Source organism: Microbulbifer sp. GL-2 (genome assembly GCF_007183175.1).
Taxonomy (GTDB): Bacteria; Pseudomonadota; Gammaproteobacteria; order Pseudomonadales; family Cellvibrionaceae; genus Microbulbifer.
The window spans coordinates 3,509,990-3,534,892 of sequence record NZ_AP019807.1; the positions used below are offsets into that span (position 1 = coordinate 3,509,990).

General features: G+C 50.2%; 20 protein-coding genes. 14 read left to right on the forward strand and 6 right to left on the reverse strand.

Annotated elements, in window-relative coordinates; all coding sequences use genetic code 11:
• Positions 1-176 precede the first annotated feature (176 nt).
• Positions 177-668, reverse strand: coding sequence for an Lrp/AsnC family transcriptional regulator (locus GL2_RS15395; protein ID WP_020414988.1), 492 nt, complete (start codon positions 666-668; stop codon positions 177-179).
• A gap of 622 nt (positions 669-1,290) precedes the next feature.
• On the opposite strand from GL2_RS15395, the gene GL2_RS15400 reads away from it, so the two are divergent.
• A complete protein-coding gene (locus GL2_RS15400) occupies positions 1,291-4,806 on the forward strand; it encodes an indolepyruvate ferredoxin oxidoreductase family protein (protein ID WP_143731481.1) in 3,516 nt (1,171 codons plus the stop codon).
• Between the two features lie 15 nt (positions 4,807-4,821).
• On the opposite strand, the gene GL2_RS15405 is transcribed toward GL2_RS15400, so the two are convergent.
• Both GL2_RS15405 and GL2_RS15410 read right to left on the reverse strand, forming a co-directional pair.
• Positions 4,822-5,508, reverse strand: a complete 687-nt coding sequence (locus tag GL2_RS15405) for a ChrR family anti-sigma-E factor (RefSeq protein WP_143731482.1) — start codon at positions 5,506-5,508, stop codon at positions 4,822-4,824.
• A 7-nt stretch (positions 5,509-5,515) separates the two neighbouring features.
• Positions 5,516-6,133 carry a sigma-70 family RNA polymerase sigma factor gene (locus GL2_RS15410; protein ID WP_143731483.1) on the reverse strand — a complete coding sequence of 206 codons (618 nt, stop codon included), beginning with the start codon at positions 6,131-6,133 and terminating at the stop codon, positions 5,516-5,518.
• 157 nt (positions 6,134-6,290) lie between these two features.
• Between GL2_RS15410 and GL2_RS15415 the strand changes: the two genes are divergently transcribed.
• From GL2_RS15415 to GL2_RS15455, 9 genes are all read left to right on the forward strand, one after another.
• A complete protein-coding gene (locus GL2_RS15415) occupies positions 6,291-6,722 on the forward strand; it encodes a nuclear transport factor 2 family protein (protein WP_143731484.1) in 432 nt (143 codons plus the stop codon).
• Between the two features lie 3 nt (positions 6,723-6,725).
• Positions 6,726-7,502 carry an SDR family oxidoreductase gene (locus tag GL2_RS15420; RefSeq protein WP_143731485.1) on the forward strand — a complete coding sequence of 259 codons (777 nt, stop codon included), beginning with the start codon at positions 6,726-6,728 and terminating at the stop codon, positions 7,500-7,502.
• Entirely contained in the window at positions 7,502-8,752 is a 1,251-nt protein-coding gene (locus GL2_RS15425) for an NAD(P)/FAD-dependent oxidoreductase (protein ID WP_143731486.1), read from the forward strand. Before GL2_RS15420 ends, GL2_RS15425 begins: the two co-directional genes overlap by 1 nt.
• 13 nt (positions 8,753-8,765) lie before the next feature.
• Entirely contained in the window at positions 8,766-9,557 is a 792-nt protein-coding gene (locus tag GL2_RS15430) for a DUF1365 domain-containing protein (RefSeq protein WP_143731487.1), read from the forward strand.
• A gap of 5 nt (positions 9,558-9,562) precedes the next feature.
• Entirely contained in the window at positions 9,563-11,098 is a 1,536-nt protein-coding gene (locus GL2_RS15435; protein WP_172621170.1) for a metallophosphoesterase, read from the forward strand.
• A gap of 35 nt (positions 11,099-11,133) precedes the next feature.
• Positions 11,134-12,390 (forward strand): cyclopropane-fatty-acyl-phospholipid synthase family protein, encoded by a 1,257-nt coding sequence (locus GL2_RS15440; RefSeq protein WP_143731489.1) that lies wholly within the window; start codon positions 11,134-11,136, stop codon positions 12,388-12,390.
• A gap of 1 nt (position 12,391) precedes the next feature.
• The gene (locus tag GL2_RS15445; protein ID WP_143731490.1) at positions 12,392-12,898 is read left to right on the forward strand and encodes a DUF2878 domain-containing protein; all 507 of its coding nucleotides are present in this window, start codon (positions 12,392-12,394) and stop codon (positions 12,896-12,898) included.
• Between the two features lie 55 nt (positions 12,899-12,953).
• Positions 12,954-13,655 carry a hypothetical protein gene (locus tag GL2_RS15450; RefSeq protein ID WP_143731491.1) on the forward strand — a complete coding sequence of 234 codons (702 nt, stop codon included), beginning with the start codon at positions 12,954-12,956 and terminating at the stop codon, positions 13,653-13,655.
• Between the two features lie 123 nt (positions 13,656-13,778).
• Positions 13,779-14,708, forward strand: a complete 930-nt coding sequence (locus GL2_RS15455; protein WP_143731492.1) for a LysR family transcriptional regulator — start codon at positions 13,779-13,781, stop codon at positions 14,706-14,708.
• Here the strand turns inward: GL2_RS15455 and GL2_RS15460 are convergent.
• Complete coding sequence (locus tag GL2_RS15460; protein ID WP_143731493.1) at positions 14,701-15,351, reverse strand: cytochrome P460 family protein; 651 nt, start codon at positions 15,349-15,351, stop codon at positions 14,701-14,703. The two genes, GL2_RS15455 and GL2_RS15460, sit on opposite strands and share 8 nt — an antisense overlap.
• Positions 15,352-15,850: 499 nt before the next feature.
• Between GL2_RS15460 and GL2_RS15465 the strand changes: the two genes are divergently transcribed.
• Together GL2_RS15465 and GL2_RS15470 are read left to right on the forward strand one after the other, a co-directional pair.
• Positions 15,851-16,246, forward strand: coding sequence for a glycine zipper family protein (locus tag GL2_RS15465; protein WP_143731494.1), 396 nt, complete (start codon positions 15,851-15,853; stop codon positions 16,244-16,246).
• Between the two features lie 176 nt (positions 16,247-16,422).
• Positions 16,423-17,442 carry an NAD(P)-dependent alcohol dehydrogenase gene (locus GL2_RS15470; protein ID WP_143731495.1) on the forward strand — a complete coding sequence of 340 codons (1,020 nt, stop codon included), beginning with the start codon at positions 16,423-16,425 and terminating at the stop codon, positions 17,440-17,442.
• Between the two features lie 601 nt (positions 17,443-18,043).
• Here GL2_RS15470 and GL2_RS15475 read toward each other — a convergent pair.
• Positions 18,044-18,928 (reverse strand): alpha/beta fold hydrolase, encoded by an 885-nt coding sequence (locus GL2_RS15475; RefSeq protein WP_232053643.1) that lies wholly within the window; start codon positions 18,926-18,928, stop codon positions 18,044-18,046.
• Between the two features lie 548 nt (positions 18,929-19,476).
• Positions 19,477-22,623, reverse strand: a complete 3,147-nt coding sequence (gene putA / locus GL2_RS15480) for a bifunctional proline dehydrogenase/L-glutamate gamma-semialdehyde dehydrogenase PutA (RefSeq protein ID WP_143731496.1) — start codon at positions 22,621-22,623, stop codon at positions 19,477-19,479.
• Between the two features lie 141 nt (positions 22,624-22,764).
• On the opposite strand from putA, the gene GL2_RS15485 reads away from it, so the two are divergent.
• Both GL2_RS15485 and GL2_RS15490 read left to right on the forward strand, forming a co-directional pair.
• Positions 22,765-23,274, forward strand: coding sequence for an Lrp/AsnC ligand binding domain-containing protein (locus tag GL2_RS15485; protein ID WP_143731497.1), 510 nt, complete (start codon positions 22,765-22,767; stop codon positions 23,272-23,274).
• Positions 23,275-23,598: 324 nt separating this feature from the next.
• On the forward strand, positions 23,599-24,753 hold the full coding sequence (locus GL2_RS15490) for an acyl-CoA dehydrogenase family protein (RefSeq protein ID WP_143731498.1): 1,155 nt from the start codon (positions 23,599-23,601) through the stop codon (positions 24,751-24,753).
• The last annotated feature ends 150 nt before the right edge of the window (positions 24,754-24,903 follow it).

Genomic DNA, 24,903 nt, shown 5'->3' on the forward strand with positions numbered 1-24,903 from the left:
TCTTGGGCCTAAGCAGCAAGAAGGTGAACAAATTTTTTAGGTCGCTATAAATTGGTGGTTGCCGGGGGAATGACTCGACTTAGGGATTTATTTGAGGAAAGCGCCTGGTTATTCCTCAGGCGCTTACAGCGGAGTAAGATATGAGCTTGCCAACCTCACAGAAGAGCAATTCTCTCTTACTGTCCCTTCTTTTCCAGCAGCTGATCCAGTGGTAATTCAGTACGGTAGCGTACCTGTTTGAGGGAGAAACTGCTCTTAATATGATCAATGCCTGGCAATTCGGTAAGTTTTTTGTCCAGGAATTCCTGATAAGCCTGCAGGTTGGGGACCACCACACGCAGCAGGTAGTCGAAGTCTCCGGTCATCAGGTAGCACTCCATGACTTCCGGCCATTGACCGATCACGGATTCGAAGTCCTGTAATTCTTTTTTGACCTGGTGGTTGAGGGTAACCTGGATAAAGACGCTCACCGGCAGCCCCACTTTTTCCGGCTCCAGTAAGGTCACGGCGCGTTTGATAAAGCCTTGTTCATTCAGGTTCTTGACCCGGCGTGAACAGGGTGAAGGGGAGAGGCAGACTTTTTCTGCCAGCTCAATATTGGGGATAGTGGCATCCTGTTGCAGAATCTCCAGGATCTTCTTGTCGATGGCATCCAGTAAATAGGCCATGGTTTTATTCCGTATCTCATCTCTCTGAACATACGCCGGGATTTCCGGCTGCTTCACTTAACCTGGCGATCAAAGAAACCCTCCCGGTCTGTTTTCGCCTCCAGTAAACAGTTTGCTTCTTTGAGCAATCGTAATCTGATACTGGATATTTCTGGCCCTTCTCGACCAGGAGCGACAGGTCCTGTGCCGCAATGTTACTTTGAAACCGTATCTTCTCTATTATGAATTCTCGCTCTTGCCCACTTCCTGTGTGCGACCAGTCTCAGTTGTTCCGTCACATTTCCTGTTACCGGCCGCCCTTCCAAGGTGAAGGTAAGCCGCTATGACCCTAGTGGCGCGTCATAACTGAGCATACCTTTTTCATTACATCGCCCAAAATGCAGCAATTTGAGTGATTTGTTGCCAGCAGCCGGCGATCTTTAGCGAGTTGTGTCCGTATTATGCCCTAGCTGGGCCTATTTTGGTATGACCTGCTGAGGCGGCCGATGTTAATTTTAGCGGCTAATCAAGAGCTCTGGTTTGGCTTTCGGGTGGCTCCCTGAGCGTCAGGATGATTTTGGCGCTTCAATAGTCCCTGGCAAATCCAGTAGCGAGAAAAGCAATAACGAAATAGGTGGTACCCATGGCAATGGTCGAAGGCGATCAGGAGCTGGGCTTTGATACAGAGTATTCTCTCAAAGCCGCGTTTACTCGTGAATCGGGCCGGGTCTTTCTGACTGGTATTGACGCACTGGTGCGTCTGCCCCTGATGCAAAAGCGCATGGATGAGCTGGCCGGCCTCAATACCGCGGGCTTTATTTCCGGTTATCGTGGCTCCCCCCTTGGTGGCTATGACCAGGCCCTTTGGCGCCACAAAAAGCTGCTGGCAGGACACGATATTCACTTTGAGCCGGGGATCAATGAGGACCTCGGGGCTACCAATATCTGGGGCACACAGCTGGTTGACCACTATCGCAAGCAGGCCACCCGCGATGGGGTCTTTTCTATCTGGTATGGCAAGGGTCATGGTGTAGATCGCACCGCAGATGTATTCCGCCAGGCGAATGTCCAGGGTACTGCCAAGCTTGGCGGTGTGCTGGCGCTGTGCGGCGATGACCACACTGCAGAGTCTTCCATGTTCTCTCACAATACCGACCAGATTTTTGAGTCGGTGATGATGCCGCTGTTGTTCCCTGCTTCTATTGATGAATACCTGACCCTTGGGCTTGCAGGTATTGCACTGTCGCGCTTCTCCGGTTTGTGGGTGGGCTTCAAGGCCATTACTGAGACGGTAGAGGCTGGGGCATCGCTGGTAGTGCCGGGCCTGCCGCAGTTTACAATTCCTGCGGATTTCCCTATTCCCCCCCACGGTTTAAATTACGATCCACATTTGAACTGGCCAGCTGAGCGCCTGGAATACGAACGCCGTATGCTGGAGGAGCGCCTGCCGGCGGCCCAGGCTTTCGCTTATGCCAATCGCCTGGATAAAACCACCCATGAAGCCCGGCATAAACGTTTCGGCATCGTGACAGTGGGCAAAGCCCACGGCGACCTGCTGGAAGCCCTGAAGTTGCTCAATCTGAGCGAAGAGGATCTGCACGAAGCAGGCATTTCCATTTTCAAAGTGGCCATGTCCTGGCCCCTGGAGCCCAAGGGTATCGGCGAATTTGTCGATGGCATGGAGCGCCTGCTGGTTGTGGAAGAGAAGCGCCCATTGGTGGAAGACCAGCTGAAAAATCTTCTGTATGGCTGGGATGATGGGCGCAGGCCAAAAGTAGTGGGCAAGAAAGACCTGAATGGCGATGACCTGTTGCCGGCAATCTGGGGCTTTGGCCCTGATCAGGTGGCCAAAGCCATTGCCCGTTGGTTGGCGGATACAGACCTGGCGGAAAAACTACTCCCGTTGGCCGAGAAATTGGGTGGCAATGTACCGGCTAAGGCCTGCGGTCTCCTGGCACGCGAGCCAATTTTCTGTGCCGGGTGCCCACATAATACCTCCACCAAGTTGCCAGAGGGCAGCTTGGGCAGCGCTGGTATCGGCTGTCACATCATGGCTCTGGGCAAAGGTTTACGTACTGACACCTATTCCCATATGGGAGGAGAGGGCGCGCATTGGGTGGGCCTGCACCGTTTTTCCAGTGCGGAGCATATCTTCCAGAATATGGGCGACGGTACTTACAACCACTCCGGCTTGCTCGCTATTCGGCAGGCGGTGGCCAGTAAGGTCAATATCACTTATAAAATTTTGCTCAATGACGCGGTCGCTATGACCGGTGGCCAGCCCGCCGATGGCGAGGTGACTGCTCCCAGTCTTGCGGCCCAGCTGCTTGCCGAAGGTGTTGGTGAGGTGGTCCTGTTGAGTGAAAACCCTAATCACTGGCGAGATCACCGTAGCTTATTGCCCGCGCAAGTTAAGGTACTGGACCGTTCAGAACTGGATGCGGTGCAGCGCCGCTTACGCGAGACTCCTGGCGTTACTGCCATTATTTATGAGCAGGTGTGCGCGGCGGAGAAACGCCGCCGTCGTAAGAAAAAGCAGATGGTTGATCCCGCCCAAAGGCTGCTGATCAACCAGCGTGTCTGTGAGGGTTGTGGGGATTGCAGCGTACAGTCCAGTTGTATAGCTGTGGAACCGCTGGAAACTCCCTATGGGCGTAAACGCCAGATCAACCAGTCCAGCTGCAATAAGGATATGCGCTGCGCCGATGGCTTTTGTCCGAGTTTTGTAACTGTAGAGGGCGGCGAGCTGAAAAAGCCACCGGTGCAGTCCCTGGCCGAATCCCTGGACTCCGCCATTGCCAAGTTACCAGTTGCTCATACCGCCGTATTGGAGCAGCCACTCAGCATCCTGGTTGCCGGTATTGGTGGCAGTGGTGTGCTTACCGTGGCCGCTCTTTTGGGAATGGCGGCGCACCTGGAGGATAAAGGCAGTACAACCTTGTATTTCACCGGGTTGTCACAGAAAAATGGCGCGGTGGTGGCCCACGTAAAAGTTGGAGCCAGTCCAGAGTCTATTACCACCGCGCGTATCCGCGATGGTGCGGCAGAACTGCTGCTTGGCTGCGATATGGTGACTGCCGCGGGTCAGAGGCCGAAATTTGCCACTGGCAAGATGCGCGCTTTGGTGAATACTGCAGAAGTGCCGGTAGCGGCTTTTGTACGCGATAATGAGCTGGCTTTTCCAGCGGATGCCACTGAGCAGAGTATCGAATCCCTGTGTGCCGAGTACTACGCCTTCGATGCAAATAAATACGCCCAGGCGCTGTTTGGCGATACGGTGGCCAGTAACTTGATGATTATGGGGTTTGCCTGCCAGAAAGGACTATTGCCTATTGGCGAGGCGGCGCTGGAGCGTGCCATCGAGTTGAATGGTGTCGCGGTGGAAAATAACCTGCGCGCGTTCCGTGCGGGACGCCTGTTGGCTGTCGATCCAAGGGCGATTGAAAAACTGGCCGTTCCGGCGCAGCCAGTAAAATTGATTGAGCCCCAGGAAAGTGTGGAGCAACTGATCGCGCGCTTGGCGACAGAACTGAGCGAATACCAGAACGCTGCTTACGCTCACCAGTTTACACATCGCATAGAGCCTCTTCATCGGGCAGAACTGTCCCTGCGCGGTACTACCGGCGAGTTGACCCGGACGGCTGCCAACAGCCTTTACAAGGCCATGGCCTACAAGGATGAATACGAAGTAGCACGTCTTTATAGTGGCGAAGATTTCCAGCGCCAGCTGCGCGAGACCTTCAGTGGCGACTACTCCTTGAAGTTTCATATGGCACCACCTTTACTGGCGCGCCCAGATTCCAGTGGCAGGGTGCGCAAAATGCAGTTTGGTCCCTGGATGGGCAAGTTGATGCCTTTGTTGGCGAAAGGCAAGGTGCTGCGCGGCACACTTATGGATGTCTTTGGTTATTCCGGGGAGCGCCGTGCGGAGCGCGACTGGGCTCGCCAGGTGGCTCGGGCTGTAGAGGGGATTGCGGCCCAGCTCAACACGGACAATATTGCCCAGGCGCGCGAGCTACTGGAAATCCCTTTGCAGGTACGTGGTTACGGCCATGTGCGCGAGCAGAAGTTTTCCCAGGTGCAAGGGCGCTGGCAGGAATTGTATGAAGTGTTTGTCGACAGAAGTGGTGACCGGGTTACAGTGTCAACTTCCCAATAATTGCGCTGGGAATTATTAACCTGGGCGGAAGGGGATCAAAGGGTTAAGTAGTAAGCCTCTGATCCCGGTGATTGCTACTGGGGCACCCACAGCGGAGAAGCATAGGCAGTCCTTATCCTGGGTCGCAATGGGGCGGTGCACCTGCCCCGGCTCGCGAAATACAAAATCTCCCGGCCCGTAAATGCCGTTGTGATCGGAAAAACTGCCGTGCAGGACTACGGCGAATTCCTGCCCGCGGTGGTCGTGCTCCGGTAGCTTGGCACCGCTGCGTAGGTGATGGAAGGCCACTTCATAGTCCCGTTGCCCGGTCCTGACTCGGCATACCTGCAAACTGCGGGACACCTTTCTCCATTTTCGGGCTGGATTCTTTGCTAGCAGTTTTTGTAGAACCCTCGGTAAGTTGGTCAAAGCTGGGCCTTGATTATTGAGCGGTTCCGGTTCTCTGTCCTTAATTTCTTTTACTGTATTTTTTTCCACGATCCGATCGATACGTGTCATCAGGTGCTCAAAGGCATTGGGCTGGATAGGTTGTGCGGGACTTTCGTTGAGCAGGGAGCCACCCAGGCTATTCAGGGTGTGGTAGTGGGTGCGGCAATCTGCGCACATTTGTACATGGGCGGCTATGACCAGGCTGGGGCCGCGTGCCAGAGTGCCGGCGGCATACTCCAGCAACTGGTTTTTATCAGGGTGGTGTCGAATCATACTACTATCACCTGACAAACCGAGCTTGTAGCTTCTTCATTGCCAGGCGCACACGGGATTTCACTGTGCCCAACGGCAGGCGCAACTCTTGTGAAATTTCGCTGTGGGACTTCCCCTCCATATAAGCCTTTTCCAGTATGTGGCTCTGTTCCGCGGGCAATGCGCTCAAGCCGTCGGCAATATCCCGCTCATTGCGTTTGTGTTGCAAAAACAGCAAGGGTTGGCTTTCCAGGGTTTCATCCCAAATATCGGCCACGTCAATATTGCCATCCCGATGTTGGTAACGCTGGTTACGGCGCAGCATGTCGATCCGACAATTGCGCATGATGGTGTAGATCCAGGTACTGGCTGAGGCTTTGCCCTGGTCAAAACTGGGTGCCTTGTGCCATACCTTGAGCATCACTTCCTGCACCAGTTCATCGGCCGCTTCAGTATTAAGTGCCTGAGTGCTGCGGCTGTGATGAAAACCTTTAATCAGAGGGGCAAAATGTTGAAAAACACGCTCAAACGCTTGCCGATCACGCTTTGTGCCGACCCTGGTAAGTAATGTACTCCAGTCATCTTGACAATTCTGGGGAGCTCTCACTGCAATTCCATTGCTGTTGAGTTTTTGTATCTGCGCCATATTAGCGCCCTTGGCTGTATTGTCGATACTTACTACGCTCGTTGAGGGTATATGGATGTGGTTTTTGAGAATTTTTTTGGCTCCTGGTGGTGATCCATCCCCACTGGTGACACGTAGACTTTAAAGACAAGCAGTACGGGATATTGTGGAAAGGATTATGAGCAGTCAAACGCTAGTAGAGGAAGTTCAATCTTACTACCGAGATTTTTTAGTGCAGGACCCGGCGGATTTATCCTCAATCTATAGCGACAATGTGGTTTTTCGCGACCCTTTATACCGGATAGAAGGGCTGCTCGCTTTAAAAGCTCACTTTGGAGAAATAAGTCGAGGTCTTACCCAGTGTCGTTTTCGCTTTGAGGAGGCATCCATCACCCATGATAGTGCTTGCCTGCCTTGGTATATGCACTATTCACATCAGTCTTTGAAAGGGGGGCGGCCGCTGCGACTCCGTGGATGCAGCCTGCTGCGCTTTTCTGACAAGGTTTTTTATCACGAAGATTTTTACGACATGGGTGCTATGGTTTATGAGCAGGTGCCACTACTGGGTTCCCTGATTCGGAAAATAAAATCGCGATTGGGGCGGGGTTGATCAGTGAGTGAGATTCGCGATAAGACTGTATGGGTAACAGGTGCCAGCTCTGGAATCGGTCGCGCCCTGGCCCTGCGCCTTGCCAGCCACAACAACTTTGTCATCGCTTCTGGCCGCAGGCTGGAAGCATTGGCCGAACTACAAAAACACTCTCCCCAGCAAATTCGTATCCTTGACTGTGATGTTGCTGACGACAGCGCCATGCTTGCAGTTCCCTCACGCCTGAATGAATTGAGTGGTCACCTGGACATGGTAATTGCCTGCGCAGGCACCTGTGAATACGACAATGATCTGCAACTAGAAAGTGCCATGTATCGTCGGGTGTTCGACGTTAACTTTTTTGGTGTTATAAATACCCTGCGTAGTGCCTTGCCGCTACTAAGTGTGAGTACCGCACCGGTATTTGCCGCTCTCGGTAGCCTATCATCAGTGGTGCCCTTTCCACGGGCGGAGGCTTATGGTAGTTCCAAAGCTGCCCTCGATTATTTTCTGGAGTCTGTGCGGGCTGATAGCTGCCATACAAATCTTAAAATTGTATGTATCCGTCCCGGGTTTGTAGACACTCCTCTCACGGCTCGCAATGATTTTGAAATGCCTTTTTTAGTGAGTCCGGAGCGAGCAGCGAAAACTATTGAGACCGGGCTTGCTAAAAATAAATCTATCATCGATTTTCCCCGGCGTCTGAGTTGGCCATTGCGATTCCTGGGATTTTTTCGTTTTATTTGGTTCCGTTTTTGCACACCCAAAATCAGCAGGATTCGCACCTTAAGGAAGAACTGATGCGTATTGCCATTATTGGCAGCGGTATCGCCGGACTCACTGCAGCTTATCTATTAAGTCGTAAGCATGAAATTACTCTCTTTGAGGCCCAGGGACGACTGGGTGGCCATACTGCCACCATCGACATAGAAGAGGACGGACGCCAACTGGCAATTGATACCGGCTTTATCGTTTATAACGATTGGACCTACCCGAATTTTATTCGTCTGCTGAATGAACTTGGTATTGAATCTCAACCTACCTCAATGGGATTTAGTGTGCGCTGTGACCGAGAAGGCTTTGAGTATGCCGGCAATAACCTCAATTCACTTTTTTCCCAGCGATCTAATTTACTGAATGCCGGTCACTGGCGCATGCTATGGGATATTGTGCGCTTTAATCGAGGGGCATTGCGTGATTGGCGCGAGGGGCGTCTAAACGAAGGTCTGACTTTGGGTGAATACTTACCCGCCAATGGTTATTCGGAAGAATTTGCCAGCCGCTATCTGGTGCCCATGGGCTCGGCCATCTGGTCGGCTAGTATGTCGCAGATGCTGGAATTCTCGGTTAGTTTTTTTGTACGATTCTTTTTTAACCATGGACTGCTCAATATTGTGCGACGGCCGCAGTGGCGGGTGATCAAAGGGGGATCGCGCTCCTATATTGCGCCACTGACAGCCCCCTATAAGGACGGCATACGGCTTTCGACCAAGGTCTGTTCTGTACGACGAACAGCGAGCGGTGTGGATCTGCTGACCTCTACCGGAGAGCGGCATTCCTATGATGGGGTGGTATTTGCCTGTCACTCGGACCAGGCTCTGCAGTGCCTGGGTGATGCCACACCGCAGGAACAAGATGTACTTGGCGCTATTCCCTATGCTTACAATAAAGTGGTACTGCACACTGATACTGCTTTGTTGCCACGCCGCAAGCTCAGTTGGTCCAGTTGGAATTACCGTTTACGTGCTGAGCGGGACCAACTACCGGTTCTTACTTATAACATGAATATCTTGCAGAGCCTGCGAACAGAAAAAACCTACTGCGTTACCCTCAATGCAGAAGAGCGAATTAATCCTGAAAAAATCCTCGCACACTTTGAATACGCCCATCCGCAATTTTCGGTTGCTGGCTCCCGCGCACAGCAGCAGTGGGCCCATATCAGTGGAGTGAATCATACATGGTTTTGCGGAGCTTATTGGGGCAATGGTTTTCACGAGGATGGTGTAAATAGCGCTTTGCGAGTAGCCGAAAGCCTGGGAGTACATTGGTGATAGGGAGCCTTTAGTGGAAAGCGCCATCTATACCGGCTGGGTGCAACATAGACGCTTTGCGCCGCGTCCGAACCTATTTCGCTACAAGGTGTTTATGGTGTATCTGGACCTGGACGAAATAGATAAATTCTGTGCGCTATCGCGGTGGTGGTCAAGGCATCCCTGGGCTCCCGCGCGTTTTTGCCGTGAGGATTTTTTTGGCGACCCGAAATTGAGTCTGGATGAGGCGGTGCGCCGCAGGGTAGCGGAGGTTACCGGGGAGCGTCTGCAGGGCCCAGTACGCATGTTGGCCAACTGGCGTTACTTTGGTTACAACATGAATCCAATCAGTATCTATTACTGTTTTGATAGCAAAGGTAAAGAAGTATGTTGGCTGTTACTGGATGTGCACAATACCCCCTGGAATGAGCGTCATAGCTATGTGCTGGACTGCCGTTCCGGTAGCCGCGTACAAAAAGCAGCTTTTGCCAAGACCTTTCATGTCTCCCCATTTATGCCAATCTCTCAGGGATATCGTTGGCGCAGCATTACACCTGGGAGGCGACTCACCGCGTACTTGCAGAATTTTGATAGGCATATGGAGGGGAAAGACGAACGCCCTTTATTTGATGCAGTACTGAGTTTGCAACGTCACGAACTGAGTGGTGCATTGCTCAATAACATTCTCAAAAAGTATCCATTCATGACTATAAAAGTGATTGCGACGATCTACTGGCAGGCGCTGAAACTATGGATTAAACGCACTCCTATTTTTGCCCATCCAGGTAATAAACACGGACCTCAGGGAGGGGAAGAGAAATCATGAGAGCTATGCAAAAACTGAAATTAAAAAAAAGACGTCTTATTGAGAGCCGTCATTTTATTGTAAAGATAGTTTTCAGCCTGTTTTACTCCCCGATGAAACCGATCACCTTAACTGCTAAGTTTTTTCGCCTACCACTAGCCTTTCGCACTCTTATTTTGTCGGGGCTTGTTGTGGCTCTCGTTGCTTGCTCTGGTGACGGTTCTCAGAGCGTTGAATTTGCGTGGGTTCAGTTTGGTCCGGACGGCTATCAAGTCCGGGCCATCACTTCACGAGCGGCTTGCCCGATCGCTCTTGTGCGCACGGCTCAGAGCAAGACGGAAAGCAAGATACCTCTTTCGACTCGAGCCTTACCTTCAGGCGATGACTTCCCTAACCGGGTTTGTGAATTGAATTTGCCGAAAAATACCCAGGCCGTGACAATTGCCGAATACGGTTTGGATATGACGGTAAAAGATCAAGACATCAAAAAATTCGCCATTTTGGGTGACACTGGTTGCCGAATTAAAGTGAAAGATGGCTCGTCTGATATCCAGGCGTGCAATGATCTGGATGAATGGCCATTTCCAACGGTTTCGTCGTCTATTGCGACCAAAGAATTTGATGCCATTATACATACGGGCGATATTCTCTATCGAGAGAGTCCTTGCCCTGAAGGGAACAAGGGATGTGCCGGATCGCCTTATGGATACGGCTACAGTGGGTTTGAAGCTGATTTTTTTGACCCCGCTATAGGGTTACTGCGTACTCGCCCTTGGATTTTCGTTCGCGGAAATCATGAGAAATGCGGACGCGCAGGTATCGCCTGGACCCGCTACTTTTCTCCCTGGCCCATTGCCGATGGTCAGTGCAGGGAGTTTGAACAACCTTACACACTTGATTTTGGCACCGTGCAATTGTTGGTGATGGACACAAGTGCTTCCCATGACCTACCTCCACTTGTGCCCGGTCAGATTGAGCACTACCGGGGCCAATTCGAAGAACTTGCCAAAGTTGTCGATAAGGACCGCTCATGGCTTCTTGCCCACCATCCGGTGTGGGCTTTCCGCATTCGTGGGACCGACTCCGGGGAACCGGCTCCTGCGAGTCAGACACTGATCGCAGCTATCGTCAACGATCAAGGGGATCAAATCCTTGAGACGCAGGCGGTAATTGCCGGGCATGTCCATAATTTTACTTTATTCGATTATGGCGACTCAATGCCTCAGCTTATCATAGGAAATGCTGGTGCATTGCTCGATCTTGCATTTCAGCAGGACCAGGTAGGCCTTAAGATCGGTGAGAGAACGATAAAAAGGTTGACGTCGTTTTCCGACTTTGGTTTCTCGCTAGCGGAGCTGCAACAGCAGAGGGGCTGGGAATTTATCCAATTCGACAAGGATGGAAATCCTTACGGTGTGTCCTGTACTCTCAAAGAGCGTACCTGTGTTGAAGCAGGGGGGAACCCCGTACCACTAGTGTGCGTTGATCAGCAAGAAAAGCTGCTTCATGCTTTGTGCGGCAGTCTGGTCATATACAGTGTTTCTTATATTTACCCATTTTAATAATAACAGTGGTTTTCATGGAGGATAGGGTACTGATGAAAGTTGTCCAGAAAACTCAGCAAACCGCTACAGAGAAATACCATTCCTGGCCTGCAAGGCTCGCACGAAAACTAGTACTAAGTAAAATGCGTGTTATTGCGATTGGGCACTTGGTTATAGAGGATGAGGCGGAGAGCTTTCAATTTGGCCAGCCGCCAGAGCAGGCCAAAGTCTGTGCACATATCAAAGTGCTAGATGGCAGTGCCTACGTTCAGGTGTTACTGAACGGCACTATAGGTTCTGGCGAGGCGTATATGCAGGGGTCTTGGACATCGCCAAATTTATTAAATGTGATTCGCTTGATGGTTGACAACATGGACCTGATTGAGGACATGGACGGTCGCTGGAGTCGCTTGCCACGCATGGCCTTGCGGAGTCTACATCAATTGAATTCAAATAACCGTAAAGGTTCACGTAGGAATATTGCTGCACATTACGATTTGGGTAATGAATTTTTCCAGCTTTTCCTCGATAAAACCATGCTCTATTCCTCGGCAGTATTCTCCTCTGCGCAAACTCCACTTTATGATGCCTCGGTGCATAAAATGGAACATATTTGTCGAAAGTTGCAATTGCAGCCTAGTGACCACCTGCTCGAAATTGGCGCTGGCTGGGGAGCGATGGCCATTTTTGCGGCAAAACACTATGGGTGCAGGGTTACGACAGCCACAATTTCTGAAAAGCAATACGAATATGTCCGTCGCTGGATTGAGAGGGAGGGGCTACAGGACAAGGTTTCTGTTCTGCTACAGGATTACCGTGATCTGCGAGGTAGCTACGACAAGCTGGTTTCCATTGAGATGGTAGAGGCGGTAGGGCATGAGTATCACCGGAAGTTTTTTTCTACTTGCAGCCATTTGCTGAAAGAAGATGGATTGATGGTGATGCAGGCTATTACAATTCAGGACCAGCGCTACCAGCAGTACCGCAAGGAGGTAGATTTTATCCAGCGCTATATATTCCCAGGTGGTTGCTTGCCATCGAACCAGATAGTTGCCCACCATGTGGCCACGGCTACGGATATGCAGATTGTCGACCTTGAGGATATTACTGCTCACTACGCACGTACTATTGATCACTGGCGGCATGCATTTTTAATACATGCCTCTAAAGTAAAGGCACTCGGATTTGATGAGCAGTTTATTCGTATGTGGGAATTCTACCTTTGTTATTGCGAGGGTGGATTTATGCAGCGGGTGATCAGTGCTGCGCAGTTTGTCTTCGCCAAACCGCGGTTCCTCGGCAGTTTTTGATATGTGGCGTTTTTTCGCTAATGCGATATTGTTTGATATTGCTTGGCCGGTCTGTGTAATTATTGCCCGCCCATGGGTGGTAGTGCCATTTACATTGGCCAGCCTGGGATTCCACCTGATCTTCGTGGCAAATTTGCGCAGCGAGCCACTGTGGTTGGCAGGTATTTTCTTGTTTGGGGTGGGGGTGGATTCGGTGTTGTTCCACCTGGGAGTATTACAGAATCTCAGTGGCAGTTCCTGGCCCCCGATCTGGCTGATTTGCCTGTGGCTTAACTTTGCTATGACATTGCGTTATAGCTTGGTGTTATTGCAGCGTAACCTATGGCTGGCAACTTTATTGGGTGGGATTTTCGGGCCTTTCAGTTACTATACAGGCGCTCTCCTAAACGGCACAGTGGAACTACACCGGCCATTATGGCAATCAATTTTAGTGCTCTCAGTGCTATGGGCTGTGATGTTACCAGCTTTTCTTCGACTGGCACGAGCTCTAAATACCACATCCCGTTAGATATTTTTTAACCTGATTAATGAATAGGTTAACCATTATTTCTATGAGGTTAAATATGTTAGAGTTGCTGGTTGCTCTGGCGATGTCAATAGCGGGCTGTGGTTATCAAGGTCAGACTACCGCAATGGGCTTGGCATTTGATCCTCAAAGCCAGAGTCTAAAATACTGTGAGTATTTCCTCCCCTCAGAAGGTGGTCGAATGCAGGTGCTTTACTACTCACCTGTGGGACAGCTAATTGCTAAAAAGACATTACTGGATCATACAGGAGAACCTCGCGCTGGCACCACTATGCCGGAATTGGTACAGATAGATCTTCGTCATGGTGAAGTTCGTGAAGTACTTAGGGAGCAGGGAAAATGGTTGATGCGTTATCGTAAATCTGCTCAGGAAAACTGGAAGAGTGCACGGCGTGATACAGCCAGTATTGATGTAGTGGATGCGGGTTTTGAAGTGTATGTACGTAAACACTGGAAGGCATTGATTCGTGGCGATACCCTGAAATTTAACTTCGCCTCCCCACTACATGGGAATGCGATAAAATTACGAGCACATAAAGTAACCTGTACTGAAAAATTACATAACCAACTCTGTTTTCGTGTAGATGTAGCCCAACCTCTGCTCCGCCTGTTTGCGGGTGATCTTGAGCTAGCCTACGATAAGTCCAGTCGCAGGTTGCTTTGGTTTGAGGGGGTGGTCAACATTCTCGATCCGGAGGCGAAAAGTCAACGTTTAAAGATTTTTTATCAGTATTATTGAAAATTTAATTTTTCTATAATTAAAATCAATTTAATTATTGTAGGTTAAATGTTGATCGGTGTATTTGTTGTGGATTTATATTATGCTGTGAACATCAATTATTTGTAGAGTGCAACCTGGCAAATGGATTTCAAACAAGTCAGTTATTTTCTTGCGTTAGTGAAAACGCTCAATTTTACCCTTGCTGCTGAACAGTGCAACGTGACTCAGCCAGCGCTAACACAAGGTATTAAAAGGCTAGAAGAAGAGCTAGGTGGAAAGCTGGTTCTTCGTGAAGGTCGCCATATTGAGCTTACCGAGCTTGGTCGTAGTTTACGCAGTAGTTTTGAACAAATCGATCGTACCCGTCACTTGGTGAATATGACAGCCCGCGCAATTACCTCTGGAGAGGTTAGTGAGCTTAATATTGGGGTGATGTGCACTATTGGTCCTCAAGCCTTTGCTGAAATGTTAAATCAATTTCGAACAAGCAACCCGCATATATCCATTGTGATCCATGATGTTGCGCCTCCCGCAATTGAAGAGCTCTTGCTAACTGGTAATCTCGATGCAGTTTTTTGCCTGTCGCAGAGCACAACACATCCAAGGCTTCGATATACTCAGTTATTTGAGGAGCCAATGGTTGTAGCATGCCCTCCAGGTCATGAATTCCTGAGCAATGAATCAATCTCTATATCCGATCTTACTAATCAACGCTATGTCGAGCGTTTACACTGTGAGCTTCGCCAGAAGGGCCAAGTATTTAATAAAGAGCAGGAACTAGAGCTGGATATTGTATTTCGTAGTGAGCGGGAAGATTGGATTCAGTGCCTCGTCCGCGAGGGCGCCGGGGTAAGTGTGATCCCTTTTCATTCCCTGATAAAGCCGACGCTTGATTACCGCCCCATCGCAGATCCCCCCTTATCAAGAAAGGTAGGACTGGCCACTGTAAACAATACCGTTTTGTCCCCTGGCCTGGAAAAATTTATGACTATTGCGAGCGCTCATGATTGGAGTTCTTTAACGCTCAAAAAATCAAATATGACTGTAAACCAGGCTCTTAAAGTTAATTAGCATTGGGCAGTATAAGTGGAGTTACCAGTGGGCGATAGAGGTCCATAAAGACCATATCTTCTGTGGCATTGGCCATGTGGCAGCTTGCACAGGAGGCGATATCCATTACCTTAGTGCTGGCAGCATAAGGGGGAGCATGGTGACCAAAGTTGAAATACCCCCACCCTCTGGATTCTGGAAACCGAGTTGAGTCTTTTACAGAAACATCCATACCGTTGACTTTCCCAGGAAAATAGCCGCGTCCTGAGGATTCATAGCGTGAGCCATCAGCTTCAGTTGCCTTCCCTCCGGTAAGTTGCAGTTCTTTCAGCATAATGGTTCCCTCCGGCCATTCGCCATGATCCCGATAGTACTGAAAGGCTTCTGGCTGAACATAGACATTGTGATATTCGGGAAAGCTGGCTTTACCGCCATTAAGTCCATTGGGGGTTATTGGCGATCCAATAAATACCCAACGACGAAAACCCTTTGGTTGCACCAGTACCAGCTTGTTGTCACCTGTCCATTCCGGTTCGATGACAATGTGCTTATAGCTGTTGGCAAAAGACGAGGGAGAACTTTTATAATCCTCATTTGCCATGGCTGATGAGGAGCAAGCAAGTATTGCTGCAGTTATTGTAGTTTTCCAAATTTTGTAAATCATTTTGAATACTCCTTTGCTTTTAGTGGCTGGTTTTCTTAAAAAATCGCTTAGGAGTGAATATATGAAATAACTTGATGGCTTCCCAATAAGCATTTAGGAGTTATTTATAAGTGGTGCTTATAGATTCAGGGCAAGGTAGTTTACTGCATGTGTAGATTTAGCAGAAAACTAACAGGTCGAACTGTGTTTACCCATGAGAGGCAGGGTCTGGCTTATAAGTTTATTTGCATCGCATTGACTACCTGCCGGTAGCATAGATTTTACTAAAGCGGATAAAAGTGCTACGTGAGGAAACTCCTTGTAAAAATTATCTTCTTTAAACCAAGCTGATCCTGAAACACCTCATTGTATGTAATGCTCGATATTCTGTCTGCTTGGTCACATTTTTCTTTGCTTTTAAACTCTTCTGGCTGGCGCGAACTTCTACCTGCGGCTAAACCTAAAGTAGAAATACATGTCAGCTCCACTATCTCTCAGCACTAGCTGTAAGGGGTATCCAATGAAAACTGGTATTACTGTAACCGCTGGATTAGGCATGGCGCTTTTGTTCGGCTGTGCCGCTCAGCCGGAGCAGGTGCCCGGTGCTGGAGGAATCGTGATCGACACCTGGGGTGTCAACATGAATCAATATCAGATGGATCTCTCAGAGTGTAAGGGTATTGCCTATTCCACCTATAGCGATCAGGGACGCCGTGGCTTGGCCGCTGCTGCGGGTGGTGCGGTGGTAGGAGGGGCACTCGGGGCAATAGTGGGTGATAGTAGTCGGGCTGCGGCTGCAGGCGCAGGTGCCGGTGCGCTGGTGGGTGGGCTCTCTGGTGCTGGTAGCGCCGGGGCTGAGGCAAACCAGATTATCAAGAATTGCCTGCGCGGTCGCGGTTATCGTGTACTGAACTGAATTCCCTCACAGGAACTTGCCAGGTTTCTCGTAGGTCCTCTGATATTCAGCAACCTCATAGGACTTGGCTTGGGCCGGGAATTTCCCGGCTCTTTTTTTATGGCTGCACCGTAGGTTGGCGATATTGCCTGCGACAAGGCGATTACCCTGGCCGCTCACAATACTGGGAGTGTGTTATGTCCAGCAACAGTACCATCAATGCCTACGCCGTAATGGAAGCTGGCGGCCCTTTCCAGCAGCATCAGATAAAACTGGGGGAGCTAGGTGCAACAGAAGTAGAGCTTGAGGTGCTGTATTGCGGAGTTTGTCATAGTGACCTCAGTATGATCGAAGACGAGTGGGGTGTTTCAAAATACCCGATGGTTGCAGGACATGAAGTGATTGGAAGGGTTACAGCTGCAGGTAAACAGGCCGGTCACTTTAAGCCTGGCATGGTTGTTGGACTTGGCTGGAATTCAGGTTACTGTGAGACATGCCACTCCTGCCGTCTGGGCAATCATAACCTCTGTGCCCAGGCTCGATTTACCGTCCTGACCAATGGTGGCTTTGCCGATAAGGTCCGGGCTGATATGTGCAGCCTGGTGGTGATCCCGGAAGGCATCGATCTTGTCTCTGCTGGCCCGTTACTGTGTGGCGGTATTACGGTCTTCAATCCAATGGTGCAATTCGATATAAAACCCACCGACAAAGTGGCGGTAATTGGTATTGGTGGGCTGGGTCACCTGGCGCTGATGTTCTTAAATGCCTGGGGCTGTGAAGTAACTGCTTTTACCTCCAGTGAACACAAAAGAAAAGAAGCTCTCTCTTTGGGAGCTCATAAAACCTTGAATTCTCGTGATCCTGAAGAGATTAAATCAGCCACAATGAGCTTTGATTTCATCATCTCGACAGTAAATGTAAATCTGGAGTGGGATCTCTATCTACAAGCGTTAAAGCCAAAAGGGCGTCTGCATTTTGTCGGTGCAATCGTTAACCCGATCCAGTTTACTCTTTTCCCCATGATATTTGGACAACGCTCGATTTCTGCCTCTCCGGTAGGCAGCCCTGCTACTATGGAAACCATGCTCGACTTTGTTGCTCATCATCAGATAAGGCCACAGGTGGAAATTTTTCCTATGAGCCAGATTGAGGAAGCGTTTAAGCACTTGAAATCAGGTAAGTCAAAGTACCGGATTGTATTGTCCGGGGAGGAATAGAGGGCTTGCTCCGTAATCAATTTAATTTGCCAATAAAGATTGTTGTAACCCTATGGATAAATGCGAGATATTCCAAGCTAAAAAATATAATTTTCATGTTGTGGGCTAGGTAAACGGCAATGTAACTCACTGATTCCTGTTGGTTTAATGTGTAGCTTTTATACCGGGGGCTGGTGAGTGCGTTACAATTGATTTCACACATGAAGTAAAAGGGCTTCAGAACTCCTCTAGTCGTACTATTCAACAAATTGAGGCCTGCTGCCAAGTTTACAACAATTAAGTCAGCACAAAAGATAAAAAAACGTTTGTGGGTAGGGGCATTTGGTGTATTAGGCTAAGTTTTTCTTGTCACCAACAATGAGTTGGTGGGGATAAGGAATTTTAGCTTTGTTTCCTGGGTTCTTGTTAGGCTTCCAGTGTTTTTCTTTAAATTATTTTAACGTTATTTGTTTAAGTTAAGGTGGGGTGGGTTTAGGCTAAGCTAGAGAGGAATTTTCTGGTATTTTATAAAAAACAACCCAGATATTCTGGGTTGTCAGTATTTTTTTAAAGGGCTGCCCAAGATTTCAATTTTTAAGTGCGAAATTTTTTAAAGATGTCATCATTTTTCAATGCTTGAGAGAAATTTATCAACAGAGCTATTGAACTCCTTAGATCTCTCCCAAAACATCATATGTTTACCCATATATACTGTAGTCGCTGATGGGGTGTTGGTTTTTATCCATTTGTCTGCCACTTCCCTCATCTCACTTCGTACAATGTATAACAAGGGCATTTCTCCTTCCAGTGAAATAAGATCATCACTGTAGTCGAGATAAAAACCAGTAGCATTTGTAATTGAGGCGACACTACTGGATGTTTGACTGGCAATTTTTGTTAGCCAGGCAATATTTTCCTCTGTGGGCTTCTCAAGCATCCATTGGACAAATTCCTTAATTACGTTGTCGCGGTCCTCAATGATGCCTTCTGTGAACCCTCGCGAATAGCCATCAGCGTCGTCATTGAGATACCAAACCCATTCATCCCTTGTGGCCCCGGAGATATCTGGTCCGGTATCGATCATAATCATGGCTTTGAGCTTGTCTTTACCAAACTGATTCAAGTATGCCAGTTGCTCCGTTACTCCATATGACCAACCTGCCAAAATTACTTTTTTTAAGCCCAGCTTTTCAATCAATTGTGCTAGATCCCGAGCGTGCTGCTGGTAGGTATGGCCCTCTACAGGTTTCGATGACTTCCCCTGACCTCGAGGATCATACGTCAGTGCTCGATACTTTTTCGAATCTTTGAAGTGGGCGAGTTGATGTTCGAAAACCTCTGTTGACATCATCCATCCAGGAATAAAAATAATGGCCGTGTCTCCACTACCTGTCTGCTCATAATATATAGTCAGATCTTTATCTATTTTGACTTCTTCTGCAGCCACATGGTTAGTAAACAGGGCTAAGCCTGCAATTATCATTGCTGAAAAATTTTGCATTTTCATAGTCTCTCCTCGTTTCCACCTGGAACTTTATATCTTTGGGCTAATATTCCCTAATCATTTCTACATTAACTTTTGATTTTTGTTGCATGCACAGTCAATTAACAGTTGTTTCATAGGGCGCCGCTTTTTGTTGTCTTGCCTTGCATCTATGTGTAAATTTTTGATCATATTTGTAAGTCTCTGAAAGTCAATAAATTGTCTTCGCTTTTGGGGGTAGACAAAGTTTCTCCTCGGACCCTATCTCTACAGCTGAAAAGACTATTGAGGGTGAATATATGATTGCTTAGTAGCCGAAACTAATGTGGAAATCTGAAATAAAAACAGAAGAGATAGAGTAATTCATACCTACGAGGGTAAGTATCGATAGAGATGTGTATGAGGTATGCGGTCTGAAGTTAAAAGGGATTTCTATAAAAGCGGAAACTATCGATGCTGAGATAGTAATTTTCACTGGGGTTACCCGCATGCGAGTGAGTAAGTGATTAACTGAACCTAGTTGTAGAGTTAGAAAGCTGGCCATTGGCCAGCTTTCTAACTATCGCAGGGACTTATTGCCCCAAAGTAAATAATTGCGTATTGCCGCCTGTGGCAACTGTATTCACAGTCTTTGTTTTTTCAATGGCGAAACGGAACAGGTAGTGAGGGCCTCCGGCTTTGAAGCCGGTGCCGGAGAGGCCCTGGCCGCCGAAGGGATTCACACCTACTACCGCGCCTACCATGTCGCGGTTGACATAGCAGTTGCCTACATTTACGCGCTTGAATACCGCATCTGCACGGCCTTCAATGCGCGAGTGCAGGCCGAAGGTGAGGCCGTAGCCGGTGGCATTGATACGGCGGATTACGTCTTCCAGCTCTTCGGCTTTAAAGCGTACTACGTGCAGGAAGGGACCGAAGACTTCGCGCTTGAGTACAGAGAAATCTTCAATCTCTACAACCTGTGGACCGAAGAAAGTACCGTTTTCTGGTTTTTTACCTTCGTCGAAAGCAAATAGAGGTTTGCCTTCCTTGCTCATGCGCTCGCGGTGCGCTTCAAGTAAATTCAGGGCTTTGTCGTCGATCACCGGGCCGATATCGGTATCCAGCTTGCCGGGATCGCCCAGGGTGAGTTCTGCACAAGCGCCTTTGAGCATATTGAGTAAATTATCCGCAATCACATCCTGTACGCAGAGGATGCGCAGGGCGGAACAGCGCTGGCCGGCGCTCAGGAAGGCGGACTGAATTACGTCGTCCACTACCTGCTCGGGCAGGGCAGTGGAGTCAACGATCATCACATTCTGTCCGCCTGTCTCGGCAATCAATGGAACGATCGGGCCTTCTTTTGCGGCCAGTTGTTGGTTGATCAGGCGCGCGGTTTCAGTGGAACCGGTGAAGGCAACGCCGCCCAGGCGTGGATCTTCAATAAGCAGTTTTCCTACGGCAGCGCCGGTGCCGGTAATCAGGTGCAGCACTTTGGCTGGCACGCCGGCATCGAGCATCAGGCGCACAGCGTGTGCGGCAATAATTGGAGTCTGCTCTGCTGGCTTGGCCAGTACCGCGTTACCGGCTGCCAGCGCGGCAACCACCTGGCCGGTAAAGATAGCCAGGGGGAAATTCCAGGGGCTGATAGCAACGAAGACACCGCGCCCACCCAGGAAGAGCTGGTTTTGCTCACCGGTGGGGCCTGGAAGTTCGGTGGGGTCGCTGAAGTGCTGGCGTGCTGCGTTGGCGTAATAGCGGCAGAAATCCACCGCTTCGCGTACTTCGCTGATGCCGTCGTTAAGTGTGCGGCCCGCTTCCAGGCAGATAATTGCTGCCAGTTCGTTGGTTTTCTTTTCGTAGAAATCGGCGATTCTATCGAGGATTGCGGCGCGCTCATTCCCGCCCATACGATCCCAGCCAATTTGTGCTTCGGTGGCTGAAGCGTAGGCTCGCTCAATCAGGTGCTTGTCAGTATTAGCGGTATGGCCAATTACCTCGCCAGAGGCAGGGTTGTAAACGGGCTCTTCCGCTTTGCCCATAACTCCGTCGATGATGGGGCCACCGAGGAAATGCTTGCCGCGCTGTTTGGCCAGCTCTTCTTGCAGTGGTTCAACGGCGTGGGGATCGGACAATTCAATGCCGTGTGAGTTTTTCCTTGGCAGGGCTTCTGCGCCCATATAAATATTCTCCGGTACAGGAATTTGCGGATGGCGGTATGGGTTGCAGGCTTCACTCAGGTCCAGGGTGTCCTGCACTAACGACTCGATGGGAGTTTCCTCATCCATAAAGCGGTTGACGAATGAGCTGTTGGCTCCATTTTCAAGCAGGCGGCGCACCAGATAGGGCAGCAAATCGCGGTGAGCACCCACCGGGGCATAAACCCTTATGGGCACTCGCTTGCCATGTACCGCTTCAATCTGTGCGTAAAGCAGGTGACCCATTCCGTGCAGGCGTTGGAATTCAAAGTCGGTACGCTCGCCAGCCATTTCCAGAATCACGCCCACGGTGTAGGCATTGTGGGTGGCGAACTGGGGATAGATAGCACTGCCAGCATCTAACAGTTTTTTCGCACAGACCTGGTAAGACAGGTCGGTGTGGCACTTGCGGGTGTATACAGGGTAATCAGGGAGCCCCATTTGTTGGGAGTGCTTTATCTCGCTGTCCCAGTATGCCCCCTTTACCAAACGCACCATCAACTTGCGGCCGGTGTCGCGGCCTAGTGCAATCAGCCAGTCTGCTACGTGAGGCGCGCGCTTTTGGTAGGCCTGCAGAACAAAGCCGAGGCCCTGCCACTCCTTTAATTCTGGATCGCGGGCCAGTGCTTCGAAGATATCCAGTGAGATATCCAGGCGATCTGCTTCTTCAGCATCGATATTCAGGCCCATGTCGTAGTTAGCCGCAGCCACGCACAAGCGTTTCACCTGTGGCAATAATTCGCCCATAACGCGTTCATACTGCAGCACGCTGTAGCGAGGATGCAGGGCGGACAGTTTGATGGAAATACCGTTGGCTTCAACAACATCGCGTTTGGTGTTGTCTTTGCCGATGGTTTCGATAGCCATCATATAGGCATCGAAATAGCGCTCAGCGTCCGTCATGGTACGTGCGCCTTCGCCCAACATATCGAAGGAGAAGCGGGTGCCGGGCAGGTTCTCCTTGGGGCCTCGCTTCAGCGCTTCTTCAATGGTGCGGCCCAGTACATACTGACCGCCCATGATTTTCATCGCCTGCATCATAGAGGTGCGCACCATTGGCTCACCGATGCGGCTGATCAAGCGTTTCATCCAGTGGGAGGGGCGCTCGGTGATATCCGGGTCCAGTTCCACAACGCTGCCTGTGAGCATCAGACCCCAGGTAGAGGCATTCACAAACAGTGAATCTGACTGGCCACGATGGCTGGACCAGTTGCCGGAATGCACTTTCTCAGCGATCAGTTTATCGGCAGTATCAGCATCGGGGACCCGGAGAAGAGACTCCGCCAGGCACATCAGGGCGACGCCTTCTTTGTTCGACAGGCCGAACTGCTGCAGGAAGGCATCCAGGGTGCCTCGTTTGCTGCGCTGCTCGCGTGAGTGGCGCACCAGCTCGCGAGAGGTGTTTAGGATTTTCTTGCGCAGGGCTTCACTGGGGCGCGGTGCGGCCAGGAGCTCATTTACGCACTGGTTTTCGTCGGCGTGCAAATACTCGCGTGCCCTCTCTCGGGCACTCTGTAGGTCTCCGGCGAAGTTTGTCGACATATCGTCTCCCAAGCTCTATATCTAGGGTCAGAATAAAAAACCGGATTATGTGCGAAAGTGCTTAGAATTAATCGCCATTTTGGCGCCGGTTGTGGTTAAATATCACGCCTAATTGCGTGATTGCCAGTAGGGTATTTTGTAATGTCTCGACAGTTGGAAGATCTTGATCGTATCGATCGCCAAATCCTGCGAATCCTGCAACGCCATGGGCGACTGCCAAACGTGGAGTTGGCACGCCGGGTTAACCTCAGTCCCACTCCGTGTTTGGAGCGGGTCAAGCGCCTCGAGCGGGAGGGGTTTATCCGTGACTATGTGGCGTTGCTGGACCCGCTCAAGGTTCATGCCGGCCTGGTTGTATATATCCAGGTGACTCTGACCAACACAGCTACAGAGGCGCTGGAAGCCTTCAACCAGCACGTCTCTGGCCTGGAAGAGGTGCAGGAGTGCCATATGGTAGCCGGTGGTTTTGACTATCTTGTAAAGATTCGTATTAAGGATATGCTCGGATACCGCCGTTTTCTCGGAGAAAAGCTGGCTTCTATGCCGGGTGTACGAGAAACCCACACTTATGTGGTGATGGAAGAGGTGAAGACGGATACCGCTGTGGCGGTGCCTGATCCAGAGCCCAAGACCAAGTCAACCCGGCGTTAAGTCGGGGGGATGCCCCTGGCATGATAAGCGGCCCGGTATAGCCGGGCCGCTGGCCTCTGATCAGAAAATCAACCGATAAAAACGCCGGGCCCCGTAAAACAGTGACTGTTCAATATGTGTCGTACCCGACACATGCCCCAGGCCGGGGCGGAAACCCAATTGCCTTCTCTACACCGTTATCTCTGCTATTGATTGCGGATTTCATCGTGGAATAGAGCGAATTGGCAATCATTGTCGGTCGGGATTTTATTATCCTCGACATAATTTGTGGGCGGTGCCCAGTACCGCCTAATCTGATCGCGATAACTATAAAGTAGGTACTGTATGGATTTTTCACTGAGTGAAGAGCAGCAGATGATCCAGGAAGCAGCGCGACAGTTTGCCGAGAGTGAACTGAAGCCCGTAGCTGCGGAACTCGACAAAACCGGCAATCGCCCCCTGATGCTGGAAAAACTCAAAGAGCTCGCTGAGCTGGGTTTTATGGGGATCAATATTGATCCCAACTACGGCGGAACTGGCGCCGGTACCATCGCTTTCAGCCTGGCGATTACTGAGCTCGCTCGCGGCTGTGCTTCCACCGCGACCACTACCTCCGTAACCAATATGGTTGCTGAAGTAATCCAGGCCGTCGGAAATGAAGAGCAGTGGCAAAAATACCTTCCAAAAATCTGTAGTGGCGAATATGCAGCGGGCTCTTTCTGCCTCACTGAACCGGGCTCCGGCTCCGATGCTGCGGCCATGCGCACTCGCGCGGTAAAAGAAGGTGATGAATATGTGTTAAACGGCAGCAAGCTGTTTATCAGTAGTGCTGAGTTTGCTGGCATCTTTGTTGTCTGGGCGGTAACTGATCCGGACGCGGCAAAGGGTAAGGGTATTTCCTGCTTCCTGGTGGAAGCTGGAACACCGGGCCTGATCATTGGCAAGGCCGAAGAAAAGATGGGGCAGAAAGCCTCTGTCACTAATGAGGTTTCTTTCGACAACTGTCGTATACCTGTCGGCAATATGTTGGGAGAGGAAAACCGCGGTTTCCGTATTGCCGCCGGTGAATTGGCCGGTGGGCGTATCGGTATCGGTTCCCTGGCCTTAGGCATCGGACTGGAGGCGATGGACTGTGCTCGCGCTTACATGCATGAACGCGAGCAGTTCGGTAAGAAGCTGGCTCAATTCCAGGGACTGCAGTGGCAGCTGGCCGATAAGTACACAGAACTGGAAGGCGCGCGCCTCATGCTGCTACAGGCAGCCTGGCAAAAAGATGCAGGCATGGCTTTTGGCCCCGCTGCTTCCATGGGCAAGTTATTTGCCAGTGAGAAAGCCAATGAAGCCTGCTACCTGGCGTTGCAGATTCACGGTGGTGTAGGGTACACCCGCGAATATCCGCTGGAGCGTATGAGCCGCGATGTGCGGATTACCACCATCTACGAAGGTACCAGTGAGATTCAGCGCCTGATTATCGCGCGCCACCTGCTCGATGTGCGCTGATTCAGCGAAATAAATTCCAGTGGCTGGACCCGCTTTCGAAGGGGCTGGCCACTCGAATACGATTGCAAGTCTGCCGTCAATCCTCTCCACAGCGTTGATATCCCAGCCCGCCTGCCAAATCCTTCCTATTCTCTAGTTGGGAATTCTCTC

Bases quoted from the DNA above. Each gene is read 5' to 3' on its own strand.
- GL2_RS15440 (WP_143731489.1), top strand. From the start codon at position 11,134: ATGAAAGTTGTCCAGAAAACTCAGCAAACCGCTACAGAGAAATACCAT.
- GL2_RS15415 (WP_143731484.1), top strand. From the start codon at position 6,291: ATGAGCAGTCAAACGCTAGTAGAGGAAGTTCAATCTTACTACCGAGAT.
- GL2_RS15405 (WP_143731482.1), bottom strand. From the start codon at position 5,508: ATGATTCGACACCACCCTGATAAAAACCAGTTGCTGGAGTATGCCGCC.
- GL2_RS15475 (WP_232053643.1), bottom strand. From the start codon at position 18,928: ATGAAAATGCAAAATTTTTCAGCAATGATAATTGCAGGCTTAGCCCTG.
- GL2_RS15395 (WP_020414988.1), bottom strand. From the start codon at position 668: ATGGCCTATTTACTGGATGCCATCGACAAGAAGATCCTGGAGATTCTG.
- putA (WP_143731496.1), bottom strand. From the start codon at position 22,623: ATGTCGACAAACTTCGCCGGAGACCTACAGAGTGCCCGAGAGAGGGCA.
- GL2_RS15425 (WP_143731486.1), top strand. From the start codon at position 7,502: ATGCGTATTGCCATTATTGGCAGCGGTATCGCCGGACTCACTGCAGCT.
- GL2_RS15470 (WP_143731495.1), top strand. From the start codon at position 16,423: ATGTCCAGCAACAGTACCATCAATGCCTACGCCGTAATGGAAGCTGGC.
- GL2_RS15410 (WP_143731483.1), bottom strand. From the start codon at position 6,133: ATGGCGCAGATACAAAAACTCAACAGCAATGGAATTGCAGTGAGAGCT.
- GL2_RS15485 (WP_143731497.1), top strand. From the start codon at position 22,765: ATGTCTCGACAGTTGGAAGATCTTGATCGTATCGATCGCCAAATCCTG.
- GL2_RS15465 (WP_143731494.1), top strand. From the start codon at position 15,851: ATGAAAACTGGTATTACTGTAACCGCTGGATTAGGCATGGCGCTTTTG.
- GL2_RS15445 (WP_143731490.1), top strand. From the start codon at position 12,392: ATGTGGCGTTTTTTCGCTAATGCGATATTGTTTGATATTGCTTGGCCG.
- GL2_RS15460 (WP_143731493.1), bottom strand. From the start codon at position 15,351: ATGATTTACAAAATTTGGAAAACTACAATAACTGCAGCAATACTTGCT.
- GL2_RS15435 (WP_172621170.1), top strand. From the start codon at position 9,563: ATGCAAAAACTGAAATTAAAAAAAAGACGTCTTATTGAGAGCCGTCAT.
- GL2_RS15400 (WP_143731481.1), top strand. From the start codon at position 1,291: ATGGCAATGGTCGAAGGCGATCAGGAGCTGGGCTTTGATACAGAGTAT.
- GL2_RS15450 (WP_143731491.1), top strand. From the start codon at position 12,954: ATGTTAGAGTTGCTGGTTGCTCTGGCGATGTCAATAGCGGGCTGTGGT.
- GL2_RS15455 (WP_143731492.1), top strand. From the start codon at position 13,779: ATGGATTTCAAACAAGTCAGTTATTTTCTTGCGTTAGTGAAAACGCTC.
- GL2_RS15490 (WP_143731498.1), top strand. From the start codon at position 23,599: ATGGATTTTTCACTGAGTGAAGAGCAGCAGATGATCCAGGAAGCAGCG.